We start from the raw sequence: 21,217 nt of genomic DNA, 5'->3' as shown, positions 1-21,217 counted from the left end.
TTATCAAATGAGTAATTTGCTAGACAGCTTTTAAATGAATAAGCATTCGCTTAAAGCAGATTTTTTATCCAGCGTACTACGTGCTCCCACGTGCGGCTCATAAAGCCTGATTGCTCGATATCACTCGTCGCTACGATAGGCACTGACGCCACTGCTTTGCCATCAATAACCGCCATCATCTTGCCAATTTCTTGACCTTTTTTGATTGGTGCTTCCAAGCTTTCAGGAATATCAACCACAGTGGTGATTTTATTCTTTTGTGTTTTGGTGGTTAGAATTTGCAAGCTGTCACCAGTTGCCAATTCCATTTCGTCTGCTTCACCAAACCATACTGGAATCTTGCTAACGAATTGTCCAGCAGGCGCTTTGGTGACTGTTGTAAAATGACCAAAACCCCAGTTAAGTAGCTCACGTGACTGATCGGCGCGAGCTTGTTGGCTTTCTGTGCCCATAATGACAGAAATGAGGCGCATACCGTCACGCTTACTTGAGGCAGCTAGGCAGTAGCCTGCAGCATCAGTATGGCCTGTTTTTAGACCATCAACCGTAGAGTCAGTGGCTAGTAGAGCGTTACGGTTGCCTTGCGTGATACCGTTATAAGTGAATTCTTTTTCAGAATAAATGCTGTAATATTCACCGCTGTTTTTAATGATAGCGCGAGAAAGCTTTGCCAAATCTAAGGCAGATGCTTCGTGGCCTTCATCAGGCATGCCTGTCGAATTGACAAAATGCGAGTTGGTCATACCAATCTTTTCTGCTTGCTCATTCATTAATATAGCAAATGAGGCTTCACTACCAGCGATATGTTCTGCCATTGCTTTTGAAGCATCATTACCAGATTGAATGATAATGCCGCGTAGCATATCGATGACACTGGCCGTTTTATTTACCGGTACGTACATGCAAGACTGACTGCTACTACCACGGCACCAAGCATTTTTACTCATTAATACTTGATCGTCTTCTTTGAGATCACCTGATGCTAAGCGTTGCTCAATGATATAACTGGTCATCATTTTTGTTAAAGACGCTGGCGGAAGTGACTCATTGGCATTTTTCTGTGCCAAAATCTCGCCAGTATTGAAGTCCATTAATACATAAGCGGTATTATCCATCTCAGGTGGCTGAATGGCTGCGTTTGCCATCACTGCGCTCATAGAGATACTTACACCAACTACCAGTTGTATGAACTGGTTTTTTACACGCTTTACTGTCATATATCGTTACACCGCATCATGAAACCAAATGTATCTATCGCTTATGCATAACATTGACGCTCAGCCATCATTTCAGACAACAAGAATCAATAATTCTGTTGCAAAATAAATTATGAGAGAGAGTAGTGATGATTAAGCGATAGACATAAAATTAACGCCTTATCTTAGCAAAATGCCAACCGATGGGGAATCAGTTAATGCAAAAAAAAGAACCAAATTAAAAACAAAGTCTAATAATTATCAAACGTTTACTCTTACTAAGAGTTTACCGTATTTTAATACGCAAAACCTGACAACCACAAAAAAGCCTGCTGTGTTGTCCATTATTGAAAACGAACATACAGCAAGCTCTTGATTCAGTAAACTCAACAAACCAGTATCGAGTTTATTTGATCTATCGTATCACTTAGCGCTTAAAAATTCATAATGCCATTGTTTTATTGTCGTTGATTCTAGTAGGCATTATTCTTTAGAAGCGGGTCATGATGCATTCTAAGAAGACATCTTAAGAGCGATACAGGTAAGCCCATCAAAACATATTCTTGATAAAGCTTACTTGTTACTTGTGGTTATTGATATTGAGCATCCGCTAGGTCTTCACACAATGCTTTATTCTCTTGCTTTGAGAATCCCATTGTCCAGCCACGAATACCTTGTAGAATTTGACGGTAATCTTGCTGAGTTGACAGATATTGGATAGCCGCTTTTGGGTCTTCTAAAGAGGGCATCAATTCATGAAGCTGAACATTGTAAGATTTGTAAAAACGCTGCTTCTGCTTACCGTTGAGCATCTGTGGACATATCTCTGAGAGCACTTGCATAACCGCAATTTCATGTTTGGTTATGTTGATACCAGACATGTCTAAGGGGATAGTTGTCGCAGGATTATTTGCGGCAAGAGAAGCTTGAGAAAACATGGCAACAGACGTTATCAGTCCTGCAAAACCAACTTTTGATGCGGTCTTTGCTATTACAGAAGCTATAGATAATATCGATTGATTTTTCATTCAGTATTACACTCACTTATCTTTATTTAATGGTCATATGTTAATGGGTAAAAAAACAAAAGTCACATAAAATATTGATTTATGTGTAGATATCTTGTGAGCCAGAGCCCTATTTTAGCAACATACCAGTAGCATATATGTCTACGTTACTTCAGTATAAAAGCAACTGTCCACATTGTTGTAGGTTATTGCCTATTGTAACGTTATACCTCGTCATTTCCCTGCTATCAGCACACTATGGTCACCAAAAAAGCATTGTTGAGACTCAAAATATCAAAAAAACGCTAAATGCAGACAGGGTTCGTGTGAACCGACTATTCAGGTATAATCCGCTCTAATAGGGGTTTTGAAATGACCTTTTCGAGCAAATAGAAGGCTATATTACAAGGTTTGTGCAATTGTTTTTTCTTAGATTTTGAGCTAACTTTACTGGTAGTAGCTGTTTTGACAAATCGGGTTAATGATTATTTATTAAAATCCGTAGAAGTCTACTACGGCTGCTTGCAGGTCAGATTATAGCAATTCTATGATGATAAAACTCAGAAGTGGACGAGCGGTCAACTATAAATATATTGAGTACAAATGAAATTTTTAATCAGTAATGATGATGGAGTGTACGCTCCAGGTTTATTGGCCTTATATCAGGCACTGTCTACTATCGGAGAGGTCGTGGTGGTCGCGCCAATGACGGAGCATAGTGGTTGTGCTAGTGCATTGAGTATTTCAATGCCATTACATACGCATCAGCTAGATTCAGGATTTATTGCTATTAATGGTTCACCTGCCGATTGTATTTATTTAGCATTGCATGAGTTATATCGTGATACACCATTTGATTGTGTGATTACAGGTATCAATTCAGGGGCCAATCTTGGTCAAGATGTATTATTTTCTGGTACGTTTGGCGCAGCGTCAACAGCGCAGCTTTTTGGGATACCAGCAATTGCAACTTCACTAGTGGGCGGTGGTAGTAAAGGAAGTCAGCAAGAAGAAGCCAGTCATTATCGAATAGCTGCCGATGAAATTGTTAAGTTGTTGGTAGAAACCTCGATATTGAGTGAGTGTAAAAATTTGCCCTATCACGTATTAAACGTTAATATTCCTGATGTTGGGCGCGTCGATGATATCAAAGGCCGAAAAATAACGTCTTTGGGTCACAGGAAAGTTGCACGTCCTGTACATCCCTTGATTGACCCACGCGGGCGAGATGCTTATTGGTTGTCTTTACGTAAAGCCCCACCTGAAGTGCTCGCAGACAGTGAAAAAGTACCACTATCTGCTAAAGATGAGCTAGACCAAAAAGATCAGTCATTTGCTATACCATTGACAGATGATGAAGCGGTGGCAGCAGGTTATATTAGTTTGTCGCCCGTACGCCTACATCATACGCCAGGTGCCGCTTTGGATAGATTTTCGGCATTGGCTCTGTAGATGGACGATATCAGATATGTACAGCCTTATTAATAGCGAACGCTGAGAAAGGGTGCTGGCTATAAAATTATCATGGTGGTACTTACTCAATACTAAACGGTATAACAGTTAACAAATGCTTTTTGAGTCACACAAGGCATTTGTGAGCAACACAAAGAATAGGAAATTTTGTATGAAAAAGCTTATGGCGGGATCGCGCTTTGCAACAGCGGCATTGATTGGTACGATGACAGTGGCGACGCTTGCGATGGTGGGCTGTGCTACAAAACCTACTTACCAAGCAGCCAACCAAGCTGGGCCTAAAATCATCACCAATGCTCAAGGCGTTCCCAATTATCATCGCGTACAACGTGGTGATACGGTCAGTCAGATTGCCGAGCGTTATCGCCTCAGTTATCGTCAAATTGGCGCAATGAATGGTCTAGACAGTAAGTATACGATTTATAGTGGGCAATGGCTCAAGCTGTGGGAAGGAAATCAAGCAGCAGGTAACAACCCTCGCAACAATAATAGCTACAATACCGCTACGCCAACTGTCTCACAACCAGCTTATACCTATACGCCACCCGCTACGAACGTGCCTACAAATAATTCATCAAGTCCTGCCTATGAGGTAACTGCGAACTCAACCTCAGGTTATGAGTATCCAAGTCGCAATCAGGTGACTAGCAACTTTGATGCAGCAGCTGGCAATATGGGTATGTGGTTTGCTGGTAATGTTGGTGATCCTGTGCTTGCCAGTCAAGCTGGCACTGTACTTTACTCAGGTAATGGTCTGCCAGAATATGGCAATCTCATTATGATTCGCCATAGCGATAATTATATCACGGCGTATGCTCATAACAGCCAACTATTGGTTAAAGAAGGGGATACGGTACAACAAGGTCAGCGTATTGCCAACATGGGTAACAGTGGTCAAACCAATCAAGTAGGATTGGAGTTTCAAGTACGCTTAAATGGCAATCCTATTGACCCACGTGCAGTATTAGGGCGTTAAGTTCAACCTGATATTTTGAATGGCTTGGTTGATTTGGCAACGTATTTAAAACGGGTTGATGTTAACGTTTTTGATGATGTTGCTTTATTTGAGTCAGTTTACTTATTCACACCTGAGAATTTTTATGATTATAAAAAAGCATTATGTCGCTCTTTTTCCTGCCCTAGTGATGGTCGGGTGTACGAGCCAACAGGCCATGCAGAAACAAAGCAAACCTGTACGCCAAGGCAATGTTGAGATCACACAGACTCAAACCATTCAGGTAAAACCAACGCCGCGTCCAGTCGTTGTCAAGCCTCAGCCCGTTGCCAAGCCAAGCTACAACAGCTTTTCTGATTGGAAGTCAGACTTCTCAATGCGCGCAATTTCGTCAGGCCATGATGCTGCGACAGTTCGTCGTCTTTTAGATTCTGCGTATTTGAATCAACAGGTTATTTCGTTGGACTCAGGACAGCCAGAATTCTCTAAAATGCCTTGGGAATATGTGGACTCTGCTGTATCAGACGGTCGAGTAAGTACAGGTAAACGAAAATTTGCTGAGCAACGTGCGTTTTTGTCGCAGTTAGAGTCACAGTATGGCGTCAATGCAGAAATTGTCGCGGCAATATGGGGTATGGAGTCCTCTTATGGAGCAGTGACGGGTAACAGCAGTATACCAAGCTCTCTTGCCAGTCTTGCCTATGATGGTCGTCGTCAAGAGTTTGCCGAAACTCAATTATTATCACTGGCAACCTTGTTACAGCGTGGCGATGTATCTTGGTCGCAGCTTGATGGTTCTTGGGCAGGCGGTATGGGGCAAACACAGTTTATTCCTGATACATGGCTCAAGCAGGGCGTAGATGGCGATAACAATGGACATCGTAACCCTTGGGCAACATCAGATGCTTTAGCGTCTACCGCAAACTATCTTAGTAATTCAGGATGGGTTCGTGGCTTAGCGCCATTTTATGAAGTTACGGTTCCTGCCTCATTTGATTACTCAGTGGTGGGCACTAAACAGCCAGCAGCAAGATGGGCGGCCATGGGTGTGGACACCATAGCGGATGTCTATTTGGATGCCAACACACAGATGGAGTTGTGGCTACCAGCTGGCAAGGATGGCCCAGTATTACTACTCAGCCCGAACTTCGATGTGATTAAGGTCTATAACAATTCTTCAAGTTATGCGTTAGGAGTTAGCTTGCTTGGTAAAGCGCTTGCTGGACAAAGTGGATTGCGAACCGCTTGGCCGCGTTATGAGCGTCCATTATCGACTGCTCAAGTGCGCAATTTACAGCAGCGTTTGACCAGCTCAGGCTATGATACCAAAGGCGCTGATGGGATTGTTGGTACAAATACTCGTAAGGCATTCCAGCGCTGGCAGGCAGACAATGGTCAAACGCCAGACGGTTTTATCACGCAGCGTAGTGCCTCTTCATTAGCCTCATGGTGAAGTAGATTGATATCATGGCTGGTTGAACAGCTTTGTTTTTAAAAGTTAGAATTGTCATCAAGGCTCGATGATTACTATAAAAATTGTGGCCTCGTAGCGACAACAAAAAAGCACCTTATTCGGGTGCTTTTTTGCTTTACTCTATAACCACTTTTTGGGCATTTATTAAAATTGCCAAAATAACCGTGTTGAGATGTGCTTAAACTAGAAATGTGCTTAAACTGATTAGAGTAAAAGTAGATGCGTGAATGGTTATGCCAATTTCAAAAGACGATTATCCCTGTCAAACGCTAAAGACAGTATTGGTACAAGAAAGTTTGATCTGTGAATGCTACACTCTAAACAAGATGATTTTGATAAATTGATAATGAGAATAACTAGAAGAGTATACCTTTATGATTACCATGGAAGCATTACAATCTGCGATAAAGCAGCGCATAGAGAACTATAATAATAATGACTTTCCGTTACACGTTAGAGCGACCAACACCTGCGAGCTATTGAACAGCTGTAATCAAGTGCTGGCTCAAGATATTGTCTCGCCGTTTGATGTACCAAGACAAAATGTGTCTGCCATGGATGGTTATGCGATTAGTCAAGGTAGCGAGCTTACTCAAGACAGCTCGATCGACATTATTGGCGAATCACAAGCGGGCTGTGCGTACACCGGTCATCTCACAGCGGGTCAAGGGGTTCGTATTTTTACGGGCGCTGTTGTACCAGACAGTTGTGATACCGTGATTATGCAAGAGAATACCAACTTTGCAGAAATCAGAGACACAATCGATAAGTCACAACCTTATGCCATAACACTCAAACAAACGGCTCAGACTGATAGCAATATTCGTAAACAGGGCGAAGAGATTGAGTCGGGTGAAGCCGTGTTAGCGGTAGGCAAACGTATCAATCCTGCTGATATCAGCTTACTTGCCAACTTGGGTGTCAGTGAAGTCCGTGTTTTTCAGCCACTGGTAGTAGGTGTTTTGGCGACTGGTGATGAGCTCGTTGCTATTGGCAAAGAGCTGACAAGCTTGGCACAAATATACAACTCTAACACCCCAACTCTTAAGAGCTTACTGTCAGATATACCTATCAGTATTCGCGATTACGGCATTATTCCTGATGATTTGGCGCAGACAACGGCTGCTGTAAATACAGCCATGCAAGACTGTGATGTCTTGATATCCACAGCTGGGGTATCGGTTGGCGACTATGATTTTTTGACCAATGTCATTGAAGCACTGGGCCAAATCAATCACTATAAAGTAGCAATGAAACCAGGTAAGCCGTTTGTATTTGGCGAATTGAATCAAGGGCTTGATAAACCTGTACTGTATTTTGGATTACCAGGTAATCCTTTGTCTACGGTCGTTGGCGCACTACAGTTTGTCATACCGGCACTGTGGCAGATGTCAGGAGCAGGCGTGGCAGAGCAGCCTATGGTACTGAATGTAAAAGCGACGCTGACCAATGATGTCAAAAAATCGCCTGGCCGCAAAGACTTTCAGCGCGGTTTTTTGTCTCAAAATGAAGCAGGCGATTATCAAGTTGAGTGTTTTTCGGGTCAACAATCTCATAGAATCAAGCAGCTCAGCCGTGCCAATTGTTTTGTTGTTTTAGATAAAGACAGTGGCAGTGTTTCAGCAAATAATATGGTGACTGTACAACCTTTTCCATGGCTGTATCGCTAATTCATCGGTTGCTAATTTGCTATAAGATGACTACAGAAAAACTGAGGAAAAATAGAAAATCAGCCTTACAATGGTAAGCTAAACGCGAATAATAAAGCAGTGTTGCCAATCAGCACTGCTAATGGCAATAAAATATGAGTGATAATAGCGTCAAATTAGACAGTACCCAATGGTATTCGCCTACCTCAGTGTCTGCTGTAGATACGGTTGAGACTTATCAATCGTTGTCTATAATGGCACCTACTGATAATACAGTTGAATCCTATCAACCCCTAACTGATGGGTTTTCTCGTCGTTTGACTTATTTGCGGTTATCCATCACGGACTTTTGTAACTTTCGCTGTGAGTACTGCTTGCCAAATGGTTATCAAGGCAAACGTCCTGATGATGAGTTGAGTGTGCCGGAGATTGCCACATTAATTCGCGGATTTGCCCAAGTCGGCACCAAAAAGGTCAGAATTACGGGTGGTGAACCTTCTATCCGCCGTGACATTGTTGATATTATTAAAACGGTCAAACAAACCAAAGGTATAGAAACCGTTGCTATGACGAGCAATGGTTATAAGCTTGGTAAGCATTTGGCCAGTTGGCAAGCCGCGGGATTGGATCAGCTAAACATCAGCATGGACAGTTTTGATGCGGCGACCTTTCATAAGATGACGGGTTTTAATACGTTGCCACAACTCCTTGCAGACATGGATGAGCTGTTAGAAACCACAGATATCAAACTTAAAATCAATAGTATTTTGATGGCGGAAACAGCCTTTGAAAATCTACTGCAAGCCATTGATTATGTCAAAGACAGAGCGGTCACTTATCGTTTTATCGAATTTATGCAGACAAGCGATAATAGTGATTTGTTCTTTGCGCAGCACGCTCAGTCTGACACCATTATCGATTATTTATTGGCGCATGGCTGGCAGCCAAATGAGCGAGGCCATGCCGATGGGCCAGCAGTCGAATATAGTCATCCAGATTATGTTGGTCGTATTGGTATGATTGCGCCCTATGCTGCGCATTTTTGCGACACTTGTAACCGTTTGCGGGTGAGTAGCCAAGGCAAGGTGCATTTGTGCTTATTTGACCAAGGCAATTATGATATTCGCCCGCATCTACAGCAGGATGATGTCGCAGGATTGGTCAATACTTTGCACAGCTTTATGCCGATTAAACCTGAGCATCACCACTTACATGACGCTAATAGTGGAATTATGCACAATCTATCGATTATCGGTGGTTAGTGCCTTGATGACGCGCTTTAATAACAACACGCTTGAATAATAAAAAGTAATGGATTTTAAATTTTACTGAACAAGCACTTTATAAAGGAAACTCTATGAGCAAGCCCGCTGCACAATTTACGCCATTAAATATCGCTGTGTTGACCGTATCTGACAGTCGCACACTCGCGGAGGATACATCGGGACAGTATTTGGCAGATAGCTTGAACGAAGCGGGGCACCATTTAGCAGACCGTCAGCTGATTACGGATGATATTTATCAAATACGAGCCGTTATTAGCGGCTGGATTGCCGATCCAAACGTTCATGCAGTGATAACCACGGGTGGCACAGGATTTTTTATTAGAGACAGCATGCCAGAAGCGGTGCAAGTGCTGTTTGATAAATCCATTGATGGCTTTGGCGAAATGTTTCGTTTAATCTCAAAAGATGAAATTGGTATGTCAACTGTACAATCGCGTGCAGTGGCTGGTATGGCAAATGGCACGGGTATTTTTTGTTTACCAGGTTCGTCTGGTGCTTGCCGTACTGGCTGGGAAAATATCCTAAAAGAGCAGTTCGACAGCCGCACGCGTCCTTGTAATTTTGTACCGCACTTCATGGCACAAAACCCCAGTCATGACCATAACTAACTATTCAAACTTTCAATATAACTTGGCAGGCGTAGTTGTTTTAGCAGGCGGTGCATCTAGACGAATGGGCACACCCAAAGCGACTTTGACATTACCAACGGATGAGCAGCTGCTCGATTATCATGTTCGCCATTCGCTAAATTTACATGTGCCTGTAATGATTGCAGACAATGAACGTGGTTTTGAGGTCGACTCAGTACTAATGGACAATGAATCACAGCCGCCTATTATCCATATTGCTGATTATGAAGTTGTTAAGAACAATAAAAAAAGTAAGACGGGCGGGGCACTGGTTGCGATTGAATCGGCATTGCAAACACTGATCACTTTAAATAGCTCAGCCGCCTTAGAAAACAAGTTACTATTGCAATCGTCGTGGTTGCTGGTGATCAGCTGTGATAGCTTAATACCCGCGACGGAGTTATGGCAGAATTTACAGTCCTTGATAGATAATGCTAGGGATAAAAAAGTCATTTGCTTAGCGGATGAGAATCATTTGTACCCATTGTTGGGCATTTACCGAGTCAGTATTGAGCCTGACTTAAAGGCCTATGTTGATAGTGGTGAGCGTAGAGTCATGTCATTTATTAATCCTGTTGTCCAGACAGTGCAATTTTTGAAACAGTGGCAGCCTTTAACCAATTTTAATACGCCCGCAGAGTTTGTGCATGCTTGCGAGGCTTTGAGAAATATAAATACAGCGTTATCAAGAGAAATATAAATGAATATGGACAGTCAAAAAGACAATCGCCAAGACACCAAGCAATCGACTTTATCGCATTTAGACAGTGATGGTGACATCACTATGGTCGATGTCAGTGGTAAAACTGCCACGACGCGAGAGGCCACTGCTATCGGTCAAGTGCGATTTCCACGTGTGATATATCAGCAAATAAAAGCGGCTGATGGGATGACCAAAAAAGGAAGTATCACTCAAACCGCGCACATTGCGGGAATTATGGCTGCTAAGCGTACGCATGACTTGATACCGCTTTGCCACCCATTGCCACTCGATAAGATTGGCTTAACCTTTGATTATGATGATGCATTGAGTAGTATTATGGTCAGCGGCGTTGTCAAGGTCACGCATAAGACAGGGGTTGAGATGGAAGCGTTGACGGCTGTCAGCGTTGCTTGTTTGACCATTTATGATATGACCAAAGCCTTGTCGCACGATATTGTGATCGATAATGTTCGCCTTATCAATAAGACAGGCGGCAAATCAGATTACAACCACGCTTAAAGCAACCGTACTTAAAACTGTAAGACTTAAAGCCTAATGCTGTCGTCATTTAGAATCGACTATAGATATTTAGAAGGGAAGGATTTATGGGTAATACTGCCGTGGCAAGTTCTGTTGATGCGACAATGGATATTAACGTTCTATATTTCGCGAGCCTAGCGGATGAAGCCAATTGCCAACAAGAAACGGTCACTGTACAGCAATCGACGTCACTGATTGAATTGTATGATCAGCTTTGTCAGAAGCATCGCTTTAGTCGTCCGCAGTCAGAGCTGCGAGTTGCCATCAATGATTATTTTGCAAAATGGACAGATGCTATCTCTGATGGGGATAGTGTGGTATTTATTACCCCAGTGGCTGGTGGGTAGGGCGTGTTCCTAGTTCAAACGCTTTATGTTTAATATAACGGCAAGTAGAGATAAGAGATGACAGACAACGTTCATAGCCATTCCATGACCATCAAGCGCAGTGTGGATGAGGCTTATCAGATTGCTGAACGCGATGGTTTTGCGCTATTAGACACGGCTATTGACGAAAATCGCCTCAAAAACACCCTTGATGATGATAGCTGCGGCGCGTTTGTGTGCTTTGAGGGTCGCGTTCGCAATCACAATAATGCTGAGAGTGTTGAGCGTTTGACTTACTATGGTTATGAAGATTTGGCACTCAATCAAGGTCGCGCGATCATAGAGGAAGCCAAGAAGCGTTTTGAGATTACGCATGCCATTGCGATACACCGTATCGGTGCTTTAGAGATTGGTGATGTGGCAGTATGGGTTGGGGTGGTTTCTGCGCATCGTTATCCGGCATTTGATGCTTGCCGCTGGATATTGGATACCATCAAGGCAGATATCCCCGTTTGGAAACAAGAGTATTATGAGGGAGACTCTTTTAAATGGCTCAGTAACAATGGCTAAGTAATCACGGCTAAGCAGAGTAAGCAGAAATGAGCTGCATTTACGGTTTATGACGGCAGTTTAAGTAGCCGCTGCATCTGGTACGATCCGTTTTCTAAGACAAACCCTCACCTATAATAATACCTCTACCAATGAGACGAGCAGTGACATTATGATAGATCAGTCGCTTATGTCAGACATGCTGAGTCCATTTTGGGTAAGCATTAAGCTTGCCAGCATTACTACTCTGTGTTTATTGCTGTTTGCGACCCCTGTGGCGTATTGGCTGGCTAAACCCAGTCGTAATCAAGGAGTGGCACGTTTTAAAGTTCTACTCATGGGTGTCATTGCTATGCCACTCGTATTGCCGCCGACTGTCATCGGGTTTTATCTTTTACTATTACTCAGCCCGAATATGGGTATTGGTCAGTGGTTAAGCGAACATAACATCAGCTCATTGATCTTTACTTTTGAAGGTCTTGTCATCGGCTCCATTATTTACTCACTGCCTTTTTATATTCAACCTGTATACGCTCAGTTTTTGCGTATTCCACGCAATGTCATGGACGTGGCTCATTTACTCGAACCTAGCGCTCTAAAGCGTTTTATCAGAGTGGTTTTACCACAGGCACGCACAGGTATTGTGCTTGGGAGCTTGATTAGCTTTGCTCATACGATTGGTGAGTTTGGTGTGGTGTTGATGATCGGCGGCAGTATCTCAGGGGAGACCAAAGTGGTATCGATTGCGATATATGAGCAAGTCGAGGCGCTTAATTATGAAGCCGCGCACATGATGTCAGGTGTTCTTATAATCGTTGGCATTATTATGGTGGTTTTGATTGCGAGTGTCAGCCGCATGAGTCAGCGTTCGTTAAGATAACGTGATGAGAAATAGGGACGGCAATCCTTTTATTTTAGAAGTCATTAAGACCATAGTTTTTGTGATATCACGTCATCAAGATATCAAAGTATCAAGAAATTAAGGCTTTGGAATATGAAGCTTATAACCCACACCAATTTCGGTTAAAAAATAATTTGGCCTAGAGGGGTTGTCTTCAAGTTTTTGCCGTAAGTTGGACATAAATATCCGAACATAGTGCTCTTGGTGATTGTGACCTTTGCCCCATACTTCTGTGAGTAGCTGCTGATGTGTCATGACTTTTTCAGCGTTTTTGATCAATACCGTCAGTAGCCGATATTCGATTGGGGTGAGATGAATGTTGTCACCATTTTTACTGACTTGTCTTTGCGCCAAATCAATACTGACGTTGCCGAGTGTCAACTCAACGGGCGTCTCATATCCCACTTGCCAGCGCCGCATGTGAGCGTTTACTCTAGCGATGAGCTCGCCCATGCTAAAGGGTTTTACCAGATAATCATCTGCGCCTAGATTTAGCGCTTTGATTTTATCTTGCTCATCACTGCGCGCCGACAATACCAAGATAGGAAGCGATGACCAAGTTCGAATATCCAAGATTACATCGCAACCATCGGCATCCGGTAAGCCCAAATCTAAGATAAGCAAGTTCGGACGCCGAGAGGCCGCTTCTATCAACCCTCTGTTTGAGCTATCTGCTGTAAAGACTTGATAGCCTTCTTGCTCCATAGCAGATTTTATAAATCGGGTAATATGCGCTTCGTCTTCGATAATTAGAATGGTCTTCATAATGCCTTATTTTCTAAATGTGTTGTCACTCTGACGCGTCGAGTACAAACTTGTCATCGAACATATCTTTTTCTGATAAAGGTTCCCACGGTAGCACTATAACAAATTGTGCGCCATGCGGCTGGATATTGTGTGCGCTTAGCGTGCCGCCTAAATGTTTAACCAAATCTCGACTCAATGCCAGACCCAATCCCAGTCCTGTTGTACTACTTTCCGTATCACCGCGCGTAAAGCGTTCAAATATTTTTTCCTCCATACCTATCGGTAAGCCTTGGCCACTATCTGTTACCGTTATTTGATAGTGGGACAGGTTTTGGTTATGTGGAGGGCTTTGGTGATGTTGCGAGTTTTGGTTTCTTTGAATATGTGATGGTTGATCAAGTGTGGCTTGAATTTCAATAGTCGCACTGTCTGGGGTGTAGTTAATCGCATTGGTTAACAAGTTATTCAGAATTCGCGACAAAATAAGCTCATCCGTATAGATAAAATCTACCGCATGAGGAATGTCTATTTTAATCTGTCGATTTTGTAGATAGGGGTCGAGTTGACGAATATTGCTGCCGATGATTTCCTCCAAACTGACCCACTGCTTGTTCAGTTTCATCCCGCCAGATTGGAGTGCCACGTAATCTAGAATATTGATGACCAAACGCTGAATGACACGAGCTTGCTGTTCGATGTCGATTGCCAACTGCTTTTGTTCATCGAGTGCTAAAGGTTGGGTGGCAAGCGAAGTGGCAAGTCCTGATAGTACGGTAATGGGCGTACGAATGTCATGAGATAAGGCTGATAGGAGTGAGCCACGCAGGCGCTCTGATTCCACTCTGATAAGAGCGTTTTGGGCAACTTTTGCGTAATGCACGCGCTCTAATGCGAGCGTAATTTGCGCAAGTGCCACATCGAGCGTTCGCTGCTGCTCGGGCTGATTAAAATTATCGTTATCTGTCGGTTTCAATGCCAATACCGCCAGTACACGACTTGAGGTCGCAAGCGCTCGATAATGCATGGTGTTGGCAGGTAGGGTATTTGTTGCCAGCCCCGCGCTTTCATTGTGATCGAACACCCACTGCGCTACCGTCCAATTAAAGTCCGCTGGGGCGTTTGGCTCTGAAACAAGAAGCAGCTTACCATCGGCATTTGGCATCACTATGAGGGCTTTGCTGGCGATATGCTTGTTCAGCCACACGATGGATTGACTGATGATTTCGTCATTTTTACGAGCAGCACTTAAGTTTTGTGCCAAGTGACTCATCGAGATGGCTTGTTGCTCACGTTTACGCGCATTTTGCGCTTGAAAACGTAAGCCTACTGCTAGGTTATTAATGATTAAAGAGACAATGAGCATGACGGCAAAAGTCACAAGATACTGCACATCGCTCACGCTAAAAGAAAGTTTCGGTTCCACAAAAAATAAATCAAAACTTAGCACACTCAAAAGCGCAGCAAATATTCCAGGGGCGCGGCCAAAGCGCACGGAGATAAATACAATAACCAATAAATAGAGCATCACCACATTGGCCAAATCAAACCAACGCGTCAGGGCGACTAAGCTAACGGTGACAAGCGTACAGCCCGACATCGCCATCAAATAACCCGTACGGTTGTCTGTGGAAGATAAGTCGGAGATGTTCCAAAAAGGTGGTTGGCGCTCGGCTGTCAGCTTATTTTTCTTTTTGGTTTGATTAACCAGTATTAAGTCTAAATTCAAATCTTGCTCTGAGATTTGCTTAACCAATGAGCCGTTAAAATAAGAAGCACCTTGGTTTTGTCCGATGATAATACGTCCAATATTAAATTGATGTGCATAACTGACCAAGCCCTCAGCCACGGTAATAGCGCTGATGATCTCTGTCTTTGCGCCTAACTCATCTGCTAAGCGTAGGGCATTTAACACGTTTTGTTTATCTTTAGCGCGTTTATAAGGGCTTCTAGGCGTCTCTACATAAATGACATACCACTGAGAATGTAAGCTGCTGGCAAGTCTTGCCGCATGTCGAATAAGGCGTTCGCTATGCTCGCGCGTACTGATACCGACCAAGAGCTGATCGGTCGTATTCCAAATAGAGGATATGCGAGATTGATTGCGATAGTCACGCATATCAGCATCGACTAGATCAGCCGTTCGACGCAAGGCCAGCTCTCGAAGGGCAATCAGATTGCCTTTTCTAAAGAAGTTTTTTATGGCGTGTTTTGCTTGGCTGGGAATATATACCTTGCCTTCGTGCAGCCGTGCTAGTAGCTCATCGGCTGGCAAGTCGACCAATACCACTTCGTTTGCTTGATCAAAGAACCAGTCGGGGATGGTTTCTTGCACAACGACGCCTGTGATTTGATTCACGACATCGTTTAGGCTCTCTAAATGTTGGACATTAACCGTGGTATAAACACTGATACCGGCTTTTAAGAGCTCATTGACATCATGCCAACGTTTTGGGTGCCGAGATCCTAGCACATTGCTATGGGCCAGTTCATCCACCAATAAAATATCGGGCGCACGCGCCAACGCCTCATCAATATCGAACTCTAGCAAGGTTTGCGCTCGATACTCAATCTGGCGTAATGGCAGTATCGGTAGTCCCTTTAGCAGCGCCGCTGTTTCACTACGACCATGCGTTTCTACGATACCGACTAAGACATCGAGTCCATGCGCTTGATCCCTTTGAGCCGCAGAGAGCATGTCATAAGTTTTTCCCACACCTGCCGAAGACCCAAAGAAGATTTTTAGTTTGCCTCTACTCAGCGTGTCTTCTTGCTGCTTTATTTGCTGCAATAAATCTTCTGGATTGGGTCGCTGATCACTCATGTCTATGTTCGTCATTAAGGCACACACTTATCATGGCGCTCATTTATTATCGCGCCCACTTATCACCGCGCGCACTGCCTGTTGCTTATTGCTTAGTGTAAATCAATTGGCACCAGACATCTCATCTAATGCTAAGTTGACAGCCAATACGTTCACGCGCGGCTCACCCAGCCAATGAAGCTGGCGACCTTCTGTATGAGCATCAATCACTTTTTGTACTTGCTCGCTACTGATGCCTCGTATACGTGCCACTCTATTCACTTGCCACTCGGCAGCGGCAGGGGAGATATGTGGATCTAATCCACTACCTGACATGGTGACCAAGTCAAGAGGAATGGGCGCGGTGTTTTGTGGATCGGCTGCTTTAAGTTTTTGTACTTGCGTCTCTACATTGGTGACCAATTCAGGATTCAGTGGACCTAAGTTACTGCCCGATGATTGCGCCGCATCGTAGCCATCTCTAGCGGCTGATGGGCGAGTCCAAAGATATTCTGGTTGATCAAATGTCTGACCAATGAGCGTAGAGCCAACCAAGCTGCCATTTTGCTCTATCATGCTGCCGTTGGCTTTGTTCGGCATTGTCACGTGCGCGACGCCTGTCATTAATAAGGGATAGCATAAACCTAAAGTGATGGCTAAGACGATAAATAACGACAACGCAGGTTTGAGCATGGGCATACGAGTGGCCGCCTGATCAATCTCGGTGCTTTCGTTGTCTTTACCATTGTCACTATCGTTGTGATTATCGTCAATATATGAGTGTTCAGCGTTCATAGAAGCCGTAGGTTGCGTCGCGTTACTAGAAGGTATGGAGTGGTTAGGTTGCATAGTCGTTATCATCCGTATTGTGGTTATACCAAGTGCAGTGCGTTAATAATAAGGTCAATCAGTTTGATGCCGACGAAAGGTAAAAGCAGCCCGCCCAAGCCGTATATCATTAAATTACGACGTAATAGATTGATGGCAGAGTCAAGTCTATAAGTGACGCCGCGCAGCGCTAAGGGAATAAGAAACACAATGATTAACGCGTTAAAAATAATGGCGGACAAAATGGCGCTTTTGGGACTGCCCAATTGCATAATGTCGAGCACACCAAGCGCTGGGTAGGTACTGGCAAAGGCGGCTGGGATAATAGCAAAATACTTGGCGATATCGTTTGCAAGACTGAACGTCGTCAAGGCACCGCGAGTCATCAGCATCTGCTTACCAGTTTGTACCACTTCAATGAGCTTGGTCGGATTTGAGTCCAAATCAACCATATTGGCCGCTTCTTTAGCGGCTTGAGTCCCGCTATTCATAGCGACTGCTACATCAGCTTGAGCCAAAGCAGGCGCGTCATTGGTACCATCACCAGTCATAGCGACCAGTTTGCCTTGACGTTGATAACTGCGTATTCTCTCCAGTTTTTGTTCTGGCGTGGCTTCTGCCATAAAGTCATCCACGCCCGCTTCGGCCGCAATAGCGGCAGCGGTCAAGGGATTGTCACCAGTGATCATAACGGTGGTAATCCCCATCTTACGCAGTTCGGCAAAGCGCTCTTTTATGCCCGATTTGACCACGTCTTTTAGTTCTATGATGCCAAGTATTTGTCCGCTGTCGGCCACAAGCAGTGGTGTACTACCGCGGCGAGCAACTTCTGCGACTTGTTGATCTAGATTGTTGGGAAGTTTGCCGCCTTGAGATTCAACCCACTTTATGATTGCATCAAAAGCGCCTTTACGAATACGGCGACCATCGATATCTGTGCCACTCATACGCGTTTGAGCGGTAAATTCAATCGTGTCAAACGAACGCGCTTTCCATACCTCATCATCGATATCAAAACGACTTTGCGTAAGTTTGACGATACTTCGACCTTCTGGTGTCTCATCGGTTAAAGAGCTGATGAGAGCCACCTCGGCAAGCTGGCTTTCTGTTACGCCTTGGGCATGAACAAATAACGCCGCTTGGCGATTGCCATAAGTAATGGTGCCCGTTTTGTCGAGTAGTAAGACGTCAACATCACCTGCTGCTTCTACCGCGCGTCCAGAAGTTGCGATGACGTTGGCTTGCATCATGCGGCTCATACCGGCAACGCCAATGGCTGATAATAAACCGCCAATGGTGGTCGGTATCAAACAGACCAATAATGCGACCAAAACTACGATAGATATCGGCTCGCCAGTGCCTGAAGACAGTACGGCAAATTGCGAAAAAGGCAATAACGTAACACACACCATCAAAAATATCAGGGTCAGTGCGACTAATAAAATGGTCAAGGCGATCTCATTGGGGGTCTTGGTACGTTTTGCACCTTCTACCAACGAAATCATACGATCCAAAAACCCTTGTCCCGGGGCTTGCGTGATACGAATCATTAGCCAATCGGACAATACCTTGGTGCCGCCCGTCACTGCATTAAAATCACCACCACTTTCACGAATGACAGGGGCTGACTCACCAGTAATCGCTGACTCATCTACTGAGGCTAGGCCTTCTATGACCTCGCCATCAGCAGGAATGATTTCGCCAGCATTGACTAACACGATGTCATCTTGATTTAGCGCTGTGGCTTGAATCATCAATGGGTCTGAGTGTCTATCAGCATTCGTCAGTTTGCGAGCTTGCACATCTTGGCGTGCTTGTTTGAGACTGGCGGCTTGGGCTTTGCTGCGACCTTCTGCCAAGGCCTCAGCGAAGTTTGCAAACAACAGCGTAAACCACAGCCAAAAAGTAATGGCTAAAGTAAAACCAACACCTGATTGGGACTGAGTCAGCATGGTGATGGCTAAAATACTGGTCAGCAATGAGCCGATATAAACCACGAACATCACGGGATTGCGCCATTGGACTCTAGGATTAAGCTTGAATAAAGCCTCTTTTAAAGCTGGCTTGATCAAAGCAGGATCAAGTAGTCCTTGTACGGGGTTTTTGGGCGTACCCGACTGATTGGGATCTTGTTGGGACTGTAAATTGGTGGACTGCTCGTTAGGATCTGATATAACCTTCATGTTGGTATTCCTCACATAATCATAAAAATGGGGCGATTCGCTGCTGGGTATAGAGCCGATCTATGATGGATAAGATGACTCGGTGCTGGCCGATATAAAGCGGCTAGCCGCCCAGCATCCAAATCTGCTCTATGATGGGCCCAAGTGCTAAAGCGGGGACAAAGGTTAAGGCGCCAATCATAAGGACAGTGCCGACCAAAAGCCCGACAAACAAAGGCGTGGTGGTGGGTAGGGTCCCGCTATTGACTTCGAGTCTAGGCTTTTGCACCAACGATCCTGCCAAAGCCAATACAGGAATAATCACACCAAAGCGTCCAACCAACATAGAAAGACCAAGCATAAAGTTATAAAACAGGGAGTTCGCGCCCAAGCCTGCAAACGCGGAACCATTGTTGTTGGCAGCCGAACTAAAGGCATAGAGCACTTCACTAAAACCATGAGCACTTGGATTAAAAATACCTGCTTGACCAGAAGGCGTCATCACACTAATCGCAGTGCCGAGCAACACCATAAGGGGCGCAGCTAATAAGGCTAATACCACCATTTTCATCTCAAAAGGTTCGATTTTTTTGCCAAGATATTCAGGCGTACGGCCAATCATAAGGCCTGAAACAAACACAGCTAAAATAGCAAAGAGCAACATACCGTAAAGGCCTGCGCCCACACCACCAAACACCACTTCACCCAATTGCATCTGTAGCATGGTGCTAAGACCACCGAGGGGCGTGAAGGAATCATGCATTGCATTTACTGCGCCGCATGATGCCGCCGTCGTGATAGTGGCAAACAGCGACGAAGCCACAATACCAAAGCGTATCTCTTTGCCTTCCATGTTGCCGCTCACACTTGCATCAGTTAGTCCTTGAACCTGCGCTGCCAACCAAGGATTACCAGCAAGCTCACTACTTACCGTCAATGAGTACATGCCCACGAACAGGACAGTCATCGCGCCCAAAATAGCCAAGCCTTGTTTTAGGTTGCCACTTATCTTGCCAAGACAAAAACAAAGCGCGGTTGGAATCAAAAAGATGGCCAACATTTGAATAAAGTTAGAAAGAGGCGTGGGGTTCTCAAACGGGTGAGCGGAGTTGGTATTAAAGAATCCGCCGCCATTGGTGCCTAGCATTTTGATGGCTTCTTGTGAGGCCACAGGACCCAAAGCGATGGTCTGCGTGTCGCCTTGTAAGGTTTGTACATCCATATACGTCGATAGCGTTTGGATAACCCCTTGACTCATCAATAGCACAGCGATGATCGCAGCAATGGGCAGTAGGATATAAATATTACATCGCCATAAATCTATCCACGCATTGCCTAGATGAGCGCTTTGCTTGAGTACCAAACCCCGCATCAACGCAAAAGCCACCACGATACCGGTGGCAGCAGATAAGAAGTTTTGTAGAGATAAACCCATCATTTGCGTCAGGTAGCTCATGCTACTCTCGCCGCCATAGGCTTGCCAGTTGGTATTGGTCATAAAGCTGATGGCGGTATTCATCGCCAAGTCCCACGTAATACCTGACATGTTTGCTGGATTGAGCGGTAAGCGTCCTTGCGCCAATTGCAAAATGAACAACGCTAAAAACCCAATAAAGTTAAACAGAACAATGGCTAACGCATATTGCTTCCAATTCATACCAAAAGCACGATTGCCCTTGCTGTCTTGACCGATCATACCAAGCACACTAAAAAAGCGTGACTCAAGGGCAGAGACAGGGGCTTGCATGCGCTTGAGCATGTAGCCTGATAGGAAGTATCCTAAAACAAACAGAATAAGCAGGTATATAACCAGCTGTGATAATGCATACATGGTCATCAGAAGGCCTCCGGCTTAATCAGGACATATAACAAATAGAGGAATAAGCCGAAGGCAAGAAACCCTGCAAAAACGTCCATAATACGCTCCAAAAATAATAGTGAAGATCGGCTATGAGTCGTTGGTCAGCAGTAAAGATAGGGTATAAATGGAGG

General features: G+C 44.4%; 18 protein-coding genes. 11 read left to right on the top strand and 7 right to left on the bottom strand.

Annotated elements, in window-relative coordinates:
* Positions 1 to 50 precede the first annotated feature (50 nt).
* Both CIK80_RS03630 and CIK80_RS03625 read right to left on the bottom strand, forming a co-directional pair.
* On the bottom strand, positions 51 to 1,217 hold the full coding sequence (locus tag CIK80_RS03630; RefSeq protein ID WP_062844074.1) for a D-alanyl-D-alanine carboxypeptidase family protein: 1,167 nt from the start codon (positions 1,215 to 1,217) through the stop codon (positions 51 to 53).
* 569 nt (positions 1,218 to 1,786) lie between these two features.
* Positions 1,787 to 2,224 carry a hypothetical protein gene (locus CIK80_RS03625; RefSeq protein WP_062844075.1) on the bottom strand — a complete coding sequence of 146 codons (438 nt, stop codon included), beginning with the start codon at positions 2,222 to 2,224 and terminating at the stop codon, positions 1,787 to 1,789.
* Positions 2,225 to 2,806: 582 nt separating this feature from the next.
* Between CIK80_RS03625 and surE the strand changes: the two genes are divergently transcribed.
* From surE to modB, 11 genes are all read left to right on the top strand, one after another.
* A complete protein-coding gene (surE, locus tag CIK80_RS03620) occupies positions 2,807 to 3,655 on the top strand; it encodes a 5'/3'-nucleotidase SurE (RefSeq protein WP_095568906.1) in 849 nt (282 codons plus the stop codon).
* A 172-nt stretch (positions 3,656 to 3,827) separates the two neighbouring features.
* On the top strand, positions 3,828 to 4,652 hold the full coding sequence (locus CIK80_RS03615) for a M23 family metallopeptidase (protein WP_095568905.1): 825 nt from the start codon (positions 3,828 to 3,830) through the stop codon (positions 4,650 to 4,652).
* Between the two features lie 124 nt (positions 4,653 to 4,776).
* A complete protein-coding gene (locus CIK80_RS03610; RefSeq protein ID WP_062844078.1) occupies positions 4,777 to 6,084 on the top strand; it encodes a lytic murein transglycosylase in 1,308 nt (435 codons plus the stop codon).
* Between the two features lie 395 nt (positions 6,085 to 6,479).
* Entirely contained in the window at positions 6,480 to 7,775 is a 1,296-nt protein-coding gene (gene glp, locus CIK80_RS03605; RefSeq protein ID WP_062844079.1) for a gephyrin-like molybdotransferase Glp, read from the top strand.
* A gap of 134 nt (positions 7,776 to 7,909) precedes the next feature.
* The gene (moaA, locus tag CIK80_RS03600) at positions 7,910 to 9,016 is read left to right on the top strand and encodes a GTP 3',8-cyclase MoaA (RefSeq protein WP_095568904.1); all 1,107 of its coding nucleotides are present in this window, start codon (positions 7,910 to 7,912) and stop codon (positions 9,014 to 9,016) included.
* A gap of 95 nt (positions 9,017 to 9,111) precedes the next feature.
* Positions 9,112 to 9,648, top strand: coding sequence for a molybdenum cofactor biosynthesis protein B (moaB, locus tag CIK80_RS03595; protein WP_095568903.1), 537 nt, complete (start codon positions 9,112 to 9,114; stop codon positions 9,646 to 9,648).
* The gene (locus CIK80_RS03590; RefSeq protein ID WP_095568902.1) at positions 9,635 to 10,369 is read left to right on the top strand and encodes an NTP transferase domain-containing protein; all 735 of its coding nucleotides are present in this window, start codon (positions 9,635 to 9,637) and stop codon (positions 10,367 to 10,369) included. Before moaB ends, CIK80_RS03590 begins: the two co-directional genes overlap by 14 nt.
* Positions 10,370 to 10,891 carry a cyclic pyranopterin monophosphate synthase MoaC gene (gene moaC, locus CIK80_RS03585; RefSeq protein ID WP_095568901.1) on the top strand — a complete coding sequence of 174 codons (522 nt, stop codon included), beginning with the start codon at positions 10,370 to 10,372 and terminating at the stop codon, positions 10,889 to 10,891.
* Between the two features lie 86 nt (positions 10,892 to 10,977).
* On the top strand, positions 10,978 to 11,259 hold the full coding sequence (locus tag CIK80_RS03580; protein WP_095568900.1) for a MoaD/ThiS family protein: 282 nt from the start codon (positions 10,978 to 10,980) through the stop codon (positions 11,257 to 11,259).
* 57 nt (positions 11,260 to 11,316) lie between these two features.
* Positions 11,317 to 11,808: a molybdenum cofactor biosynthesis protein MoaE gene (locus CIK80_RS03575; protein ID WP_095568899.1), complete on the top strand. Its 492-nt coding sequence runs from the start codon at positions 11,317 to 11,319 to the stop codon at positions 11,806 to 11,808.
* Positions 11,809 to 11,959: 151 nt separating this feature from the next.
* The gene (gene modB, locus CIK80_RS03570) at positions 11,960 to 12,667 is read left to right on the top strand and encodes a molybdate ABC transporter permease subunit (protein ID WP_095568898.1); all 708 of its coding nucleotides are present in this window, start codon (positions 11,960 to 11,962) and stop codon (positions 12,665 to 12,667) included.
* Between the two features lie 99 nt (positions 12,668 to 12,766).
* Here the strand turns inward: modB and CIK80_RS03565 are convergent, their stop codons facing one another.
* The 5 genes from CIK80_RS03565 to kdpA all read right to left on the bottom strand — a co-directional run bounded on the left by CIK80_RS03565 (position 12,767) and on the right by kdpA (position 21,062).
* Positions 12,767 to 13,453, bottom strand: a complete 687-nt coding sequence (locus tag CIK80_RS03565; RefSeq protein ID WP_095568897.1) for a response regulator — start codon at positions 13,451 to 13,453, stop codon at positions 12,767 to 12,769.
* A gap of 25 nt (positions 13,454 to 13,478) precedes the next feature.
* Positions 13,479 to 16,256 (bottom strand): DUF4118 domain-containing protein, encoded by a 2,778-nt coding sequence (locus CIK80_RS03560; protein WP_095568896.1) that lies wholly within the window; start codon positions 16,254 to 16,256, stop codon positions 13,479 to 13,481.
* 102 nt (positions 16,257 to 16,358) lie between these two features.
* A complete protein-coding gene (gene kdpC / locus CIK80_RS03555) occupies positions 16,359 to 17,084 on the bottom strand; it encodes a potassium-transporting ATPase subunit KdpC (protein ID WP_257011676.1) in 726 nt (241 codons plus the stop codon).
* Positions 17,085 to 17,107: 23 nt separating this feature from the next.
* Positions 17,108 to 19,246 carry a potassium-transporting ATPase subunit KdpB gene (gene kdpB / locus CIK80_RS03550; protein WP_095568895.1) on the bottom strand — a complete coding sequence of 713 codons (2,139 nt, stop codon included), beginning with the start codon at positions 19,244 to 19,246 and terminating at the stop codon, positions 17,108 to 17,110.
* 103 nt (positions 19,247 to 19,349) lie between these two features.
* Positions 19,350 to 21,062 (bottom strand): potassium-transporting ATPase subunit KdpA, encoded by a 1,713-nt coding sequence (kdpA, locus tag CIK80_RS03545; RefSeq protein WP_218830303.1) that lies wholly within the window; start codon positions 21,060 to 21,062, stop codon positions 19,350 to 19,352.
* Positions 21,063 to 21,217: the final 155 nt, after the last annotated feature.

The organism is Psychrobacter sp. JB193, from assembly GCF_002285555.1.
Lineage (GTDB): Bacteria > Pseudomonadota > Gammaproteobacteria > Pseudomonadales > Moraxellaceae > Psychrobacter > Psychrobacter alimentarius.
Note: the sequence above shows the minus strand (reverse complement) of the source record. Positions and strands in the feature narration are given on the sequence as shown.

Excerpts from the sequence above, each read along its gene's own strand:
- CIK80_RS03630 (WP_062844074.1), bottom strand. The coding sequence starts at position 1,217 with ATGACAGTAAAGCGTGTAAAAAACCAGTTCATACAACTGGTAGTTGGT.
- CIK80_RS03625 (WP_062844075.1), bottom strand. The coding sequence starts at position 2,224 with ATGAAAAATCAATCGATATTATCTATAGCTTCTGTAATAGCAAAGACC.
- surE (WP_095568906.1), top strand. The coding sequence starts at position 2,807 with ATGAAATTTTTAATCAGTAATGATGATGGAGTGTACGCTCCAGGTTTA.
- CIK80_RS03615 (WP_095568905.1), top strand. The coding sequence starts at position 3,828 with ATGAAAAAGCTTATGGCGGGATCGCGCTTTGCAACAGCGGCATTGATT.
- CIK80_RS03610 (WP_062844078.1), top strand. The coding sequence starts at position 4,777 with ATGATTATAAAAAAGCATTATGTCGCTCTTTTTCCTGCCCTAGTGATG.
- glp (WP_062844079.1), top strand. The coding sequence starts at position 6,480 with ATGATTACCATGGAAGCATTACAATCTGCGATAAAGCAGCGCATAGAG.
- moaA (WP_095568904.1), top strand. The coding sequence starts at position 7,910 with ATGAGTGATAATAGCGTCAAATTAGACAGTACCCAATGGTATTCGCCT.
- moaB (WP_095568903.1), top strand. The coding sequence starts at position 9,112 with ATGAGCAAGCCCGCTGCACAATTTACGCCATTAAATATCGCTGTGTTG.
- CIK80_RS03590 (WP_095568902.1), top strand. The coding sequence starts at position 9,635 with ATGACCATAACTAACTATTCAAACTTTCAATATAACTTGGCAGGCGTA.
- moaC (WP_095568901.1), top strand. The coding sequence starts at position 10,370 with ATGAATATGGACAGTCAAAAAGACAATCGCCAAGACACCAAGCAATCG.
- CIK80_RS03580 (WP_095568900.1), top strand. The coding sequence starts at position 10,978 with ATGGGTAATACTGCCGTGGCAAGTTCTGTTGATGCGACAATGGATATT.
- CIK80_RS03575 (WP_095568899.1), top strand. The coding sequence starts at position 11,317 with ATGACAGACAACGTTCATAGCCATTCCATGACCATCAAGCGCAGTGTG.
- modB (WP_095568898.1), top strand. The coding sequence starts at position 11,960 with ATGATAGATCAGTCGCTTATGTCAGACATGCTGAGTCCATTTTGGGTA.
- CIK80_RS03565 (WP_095568897.1), bottom strand. The coding sequence starts at position 13,453 with ATGAAGACCATTCTAATTATCGAAGACGAAGCGCATATTACCCGATTT.
- CIK80_RS03560 (WP_095568896.1), bottom strand. The coding sequence starts at position 16,256 with ATGAGTGATCAGCGACCCAATCCAGAAGATTTATTGCAGCAAATAAAG.
- kdpC (WP_257011676.1), bottom strand. The coding sequence starts at position 17,084 with ATGCAACCTAACCACTCCATACCTTCTAGTAACGCGACGCAACCTACG.
- kdpB (WP_095568895.1), bottom strand. The coding sequence starts at position 19,246 with ATGAAGGTTATATCAGATCCTAACGAGCAGTCCACCAATTTACAGTCC.
- kdpA (WP_218830303.1), bottom strand. The coding sequence starts at position 21,062 with ATGACCATGTATGCATTATCACAGCTGGTTATATACCTGCTTATTCTG.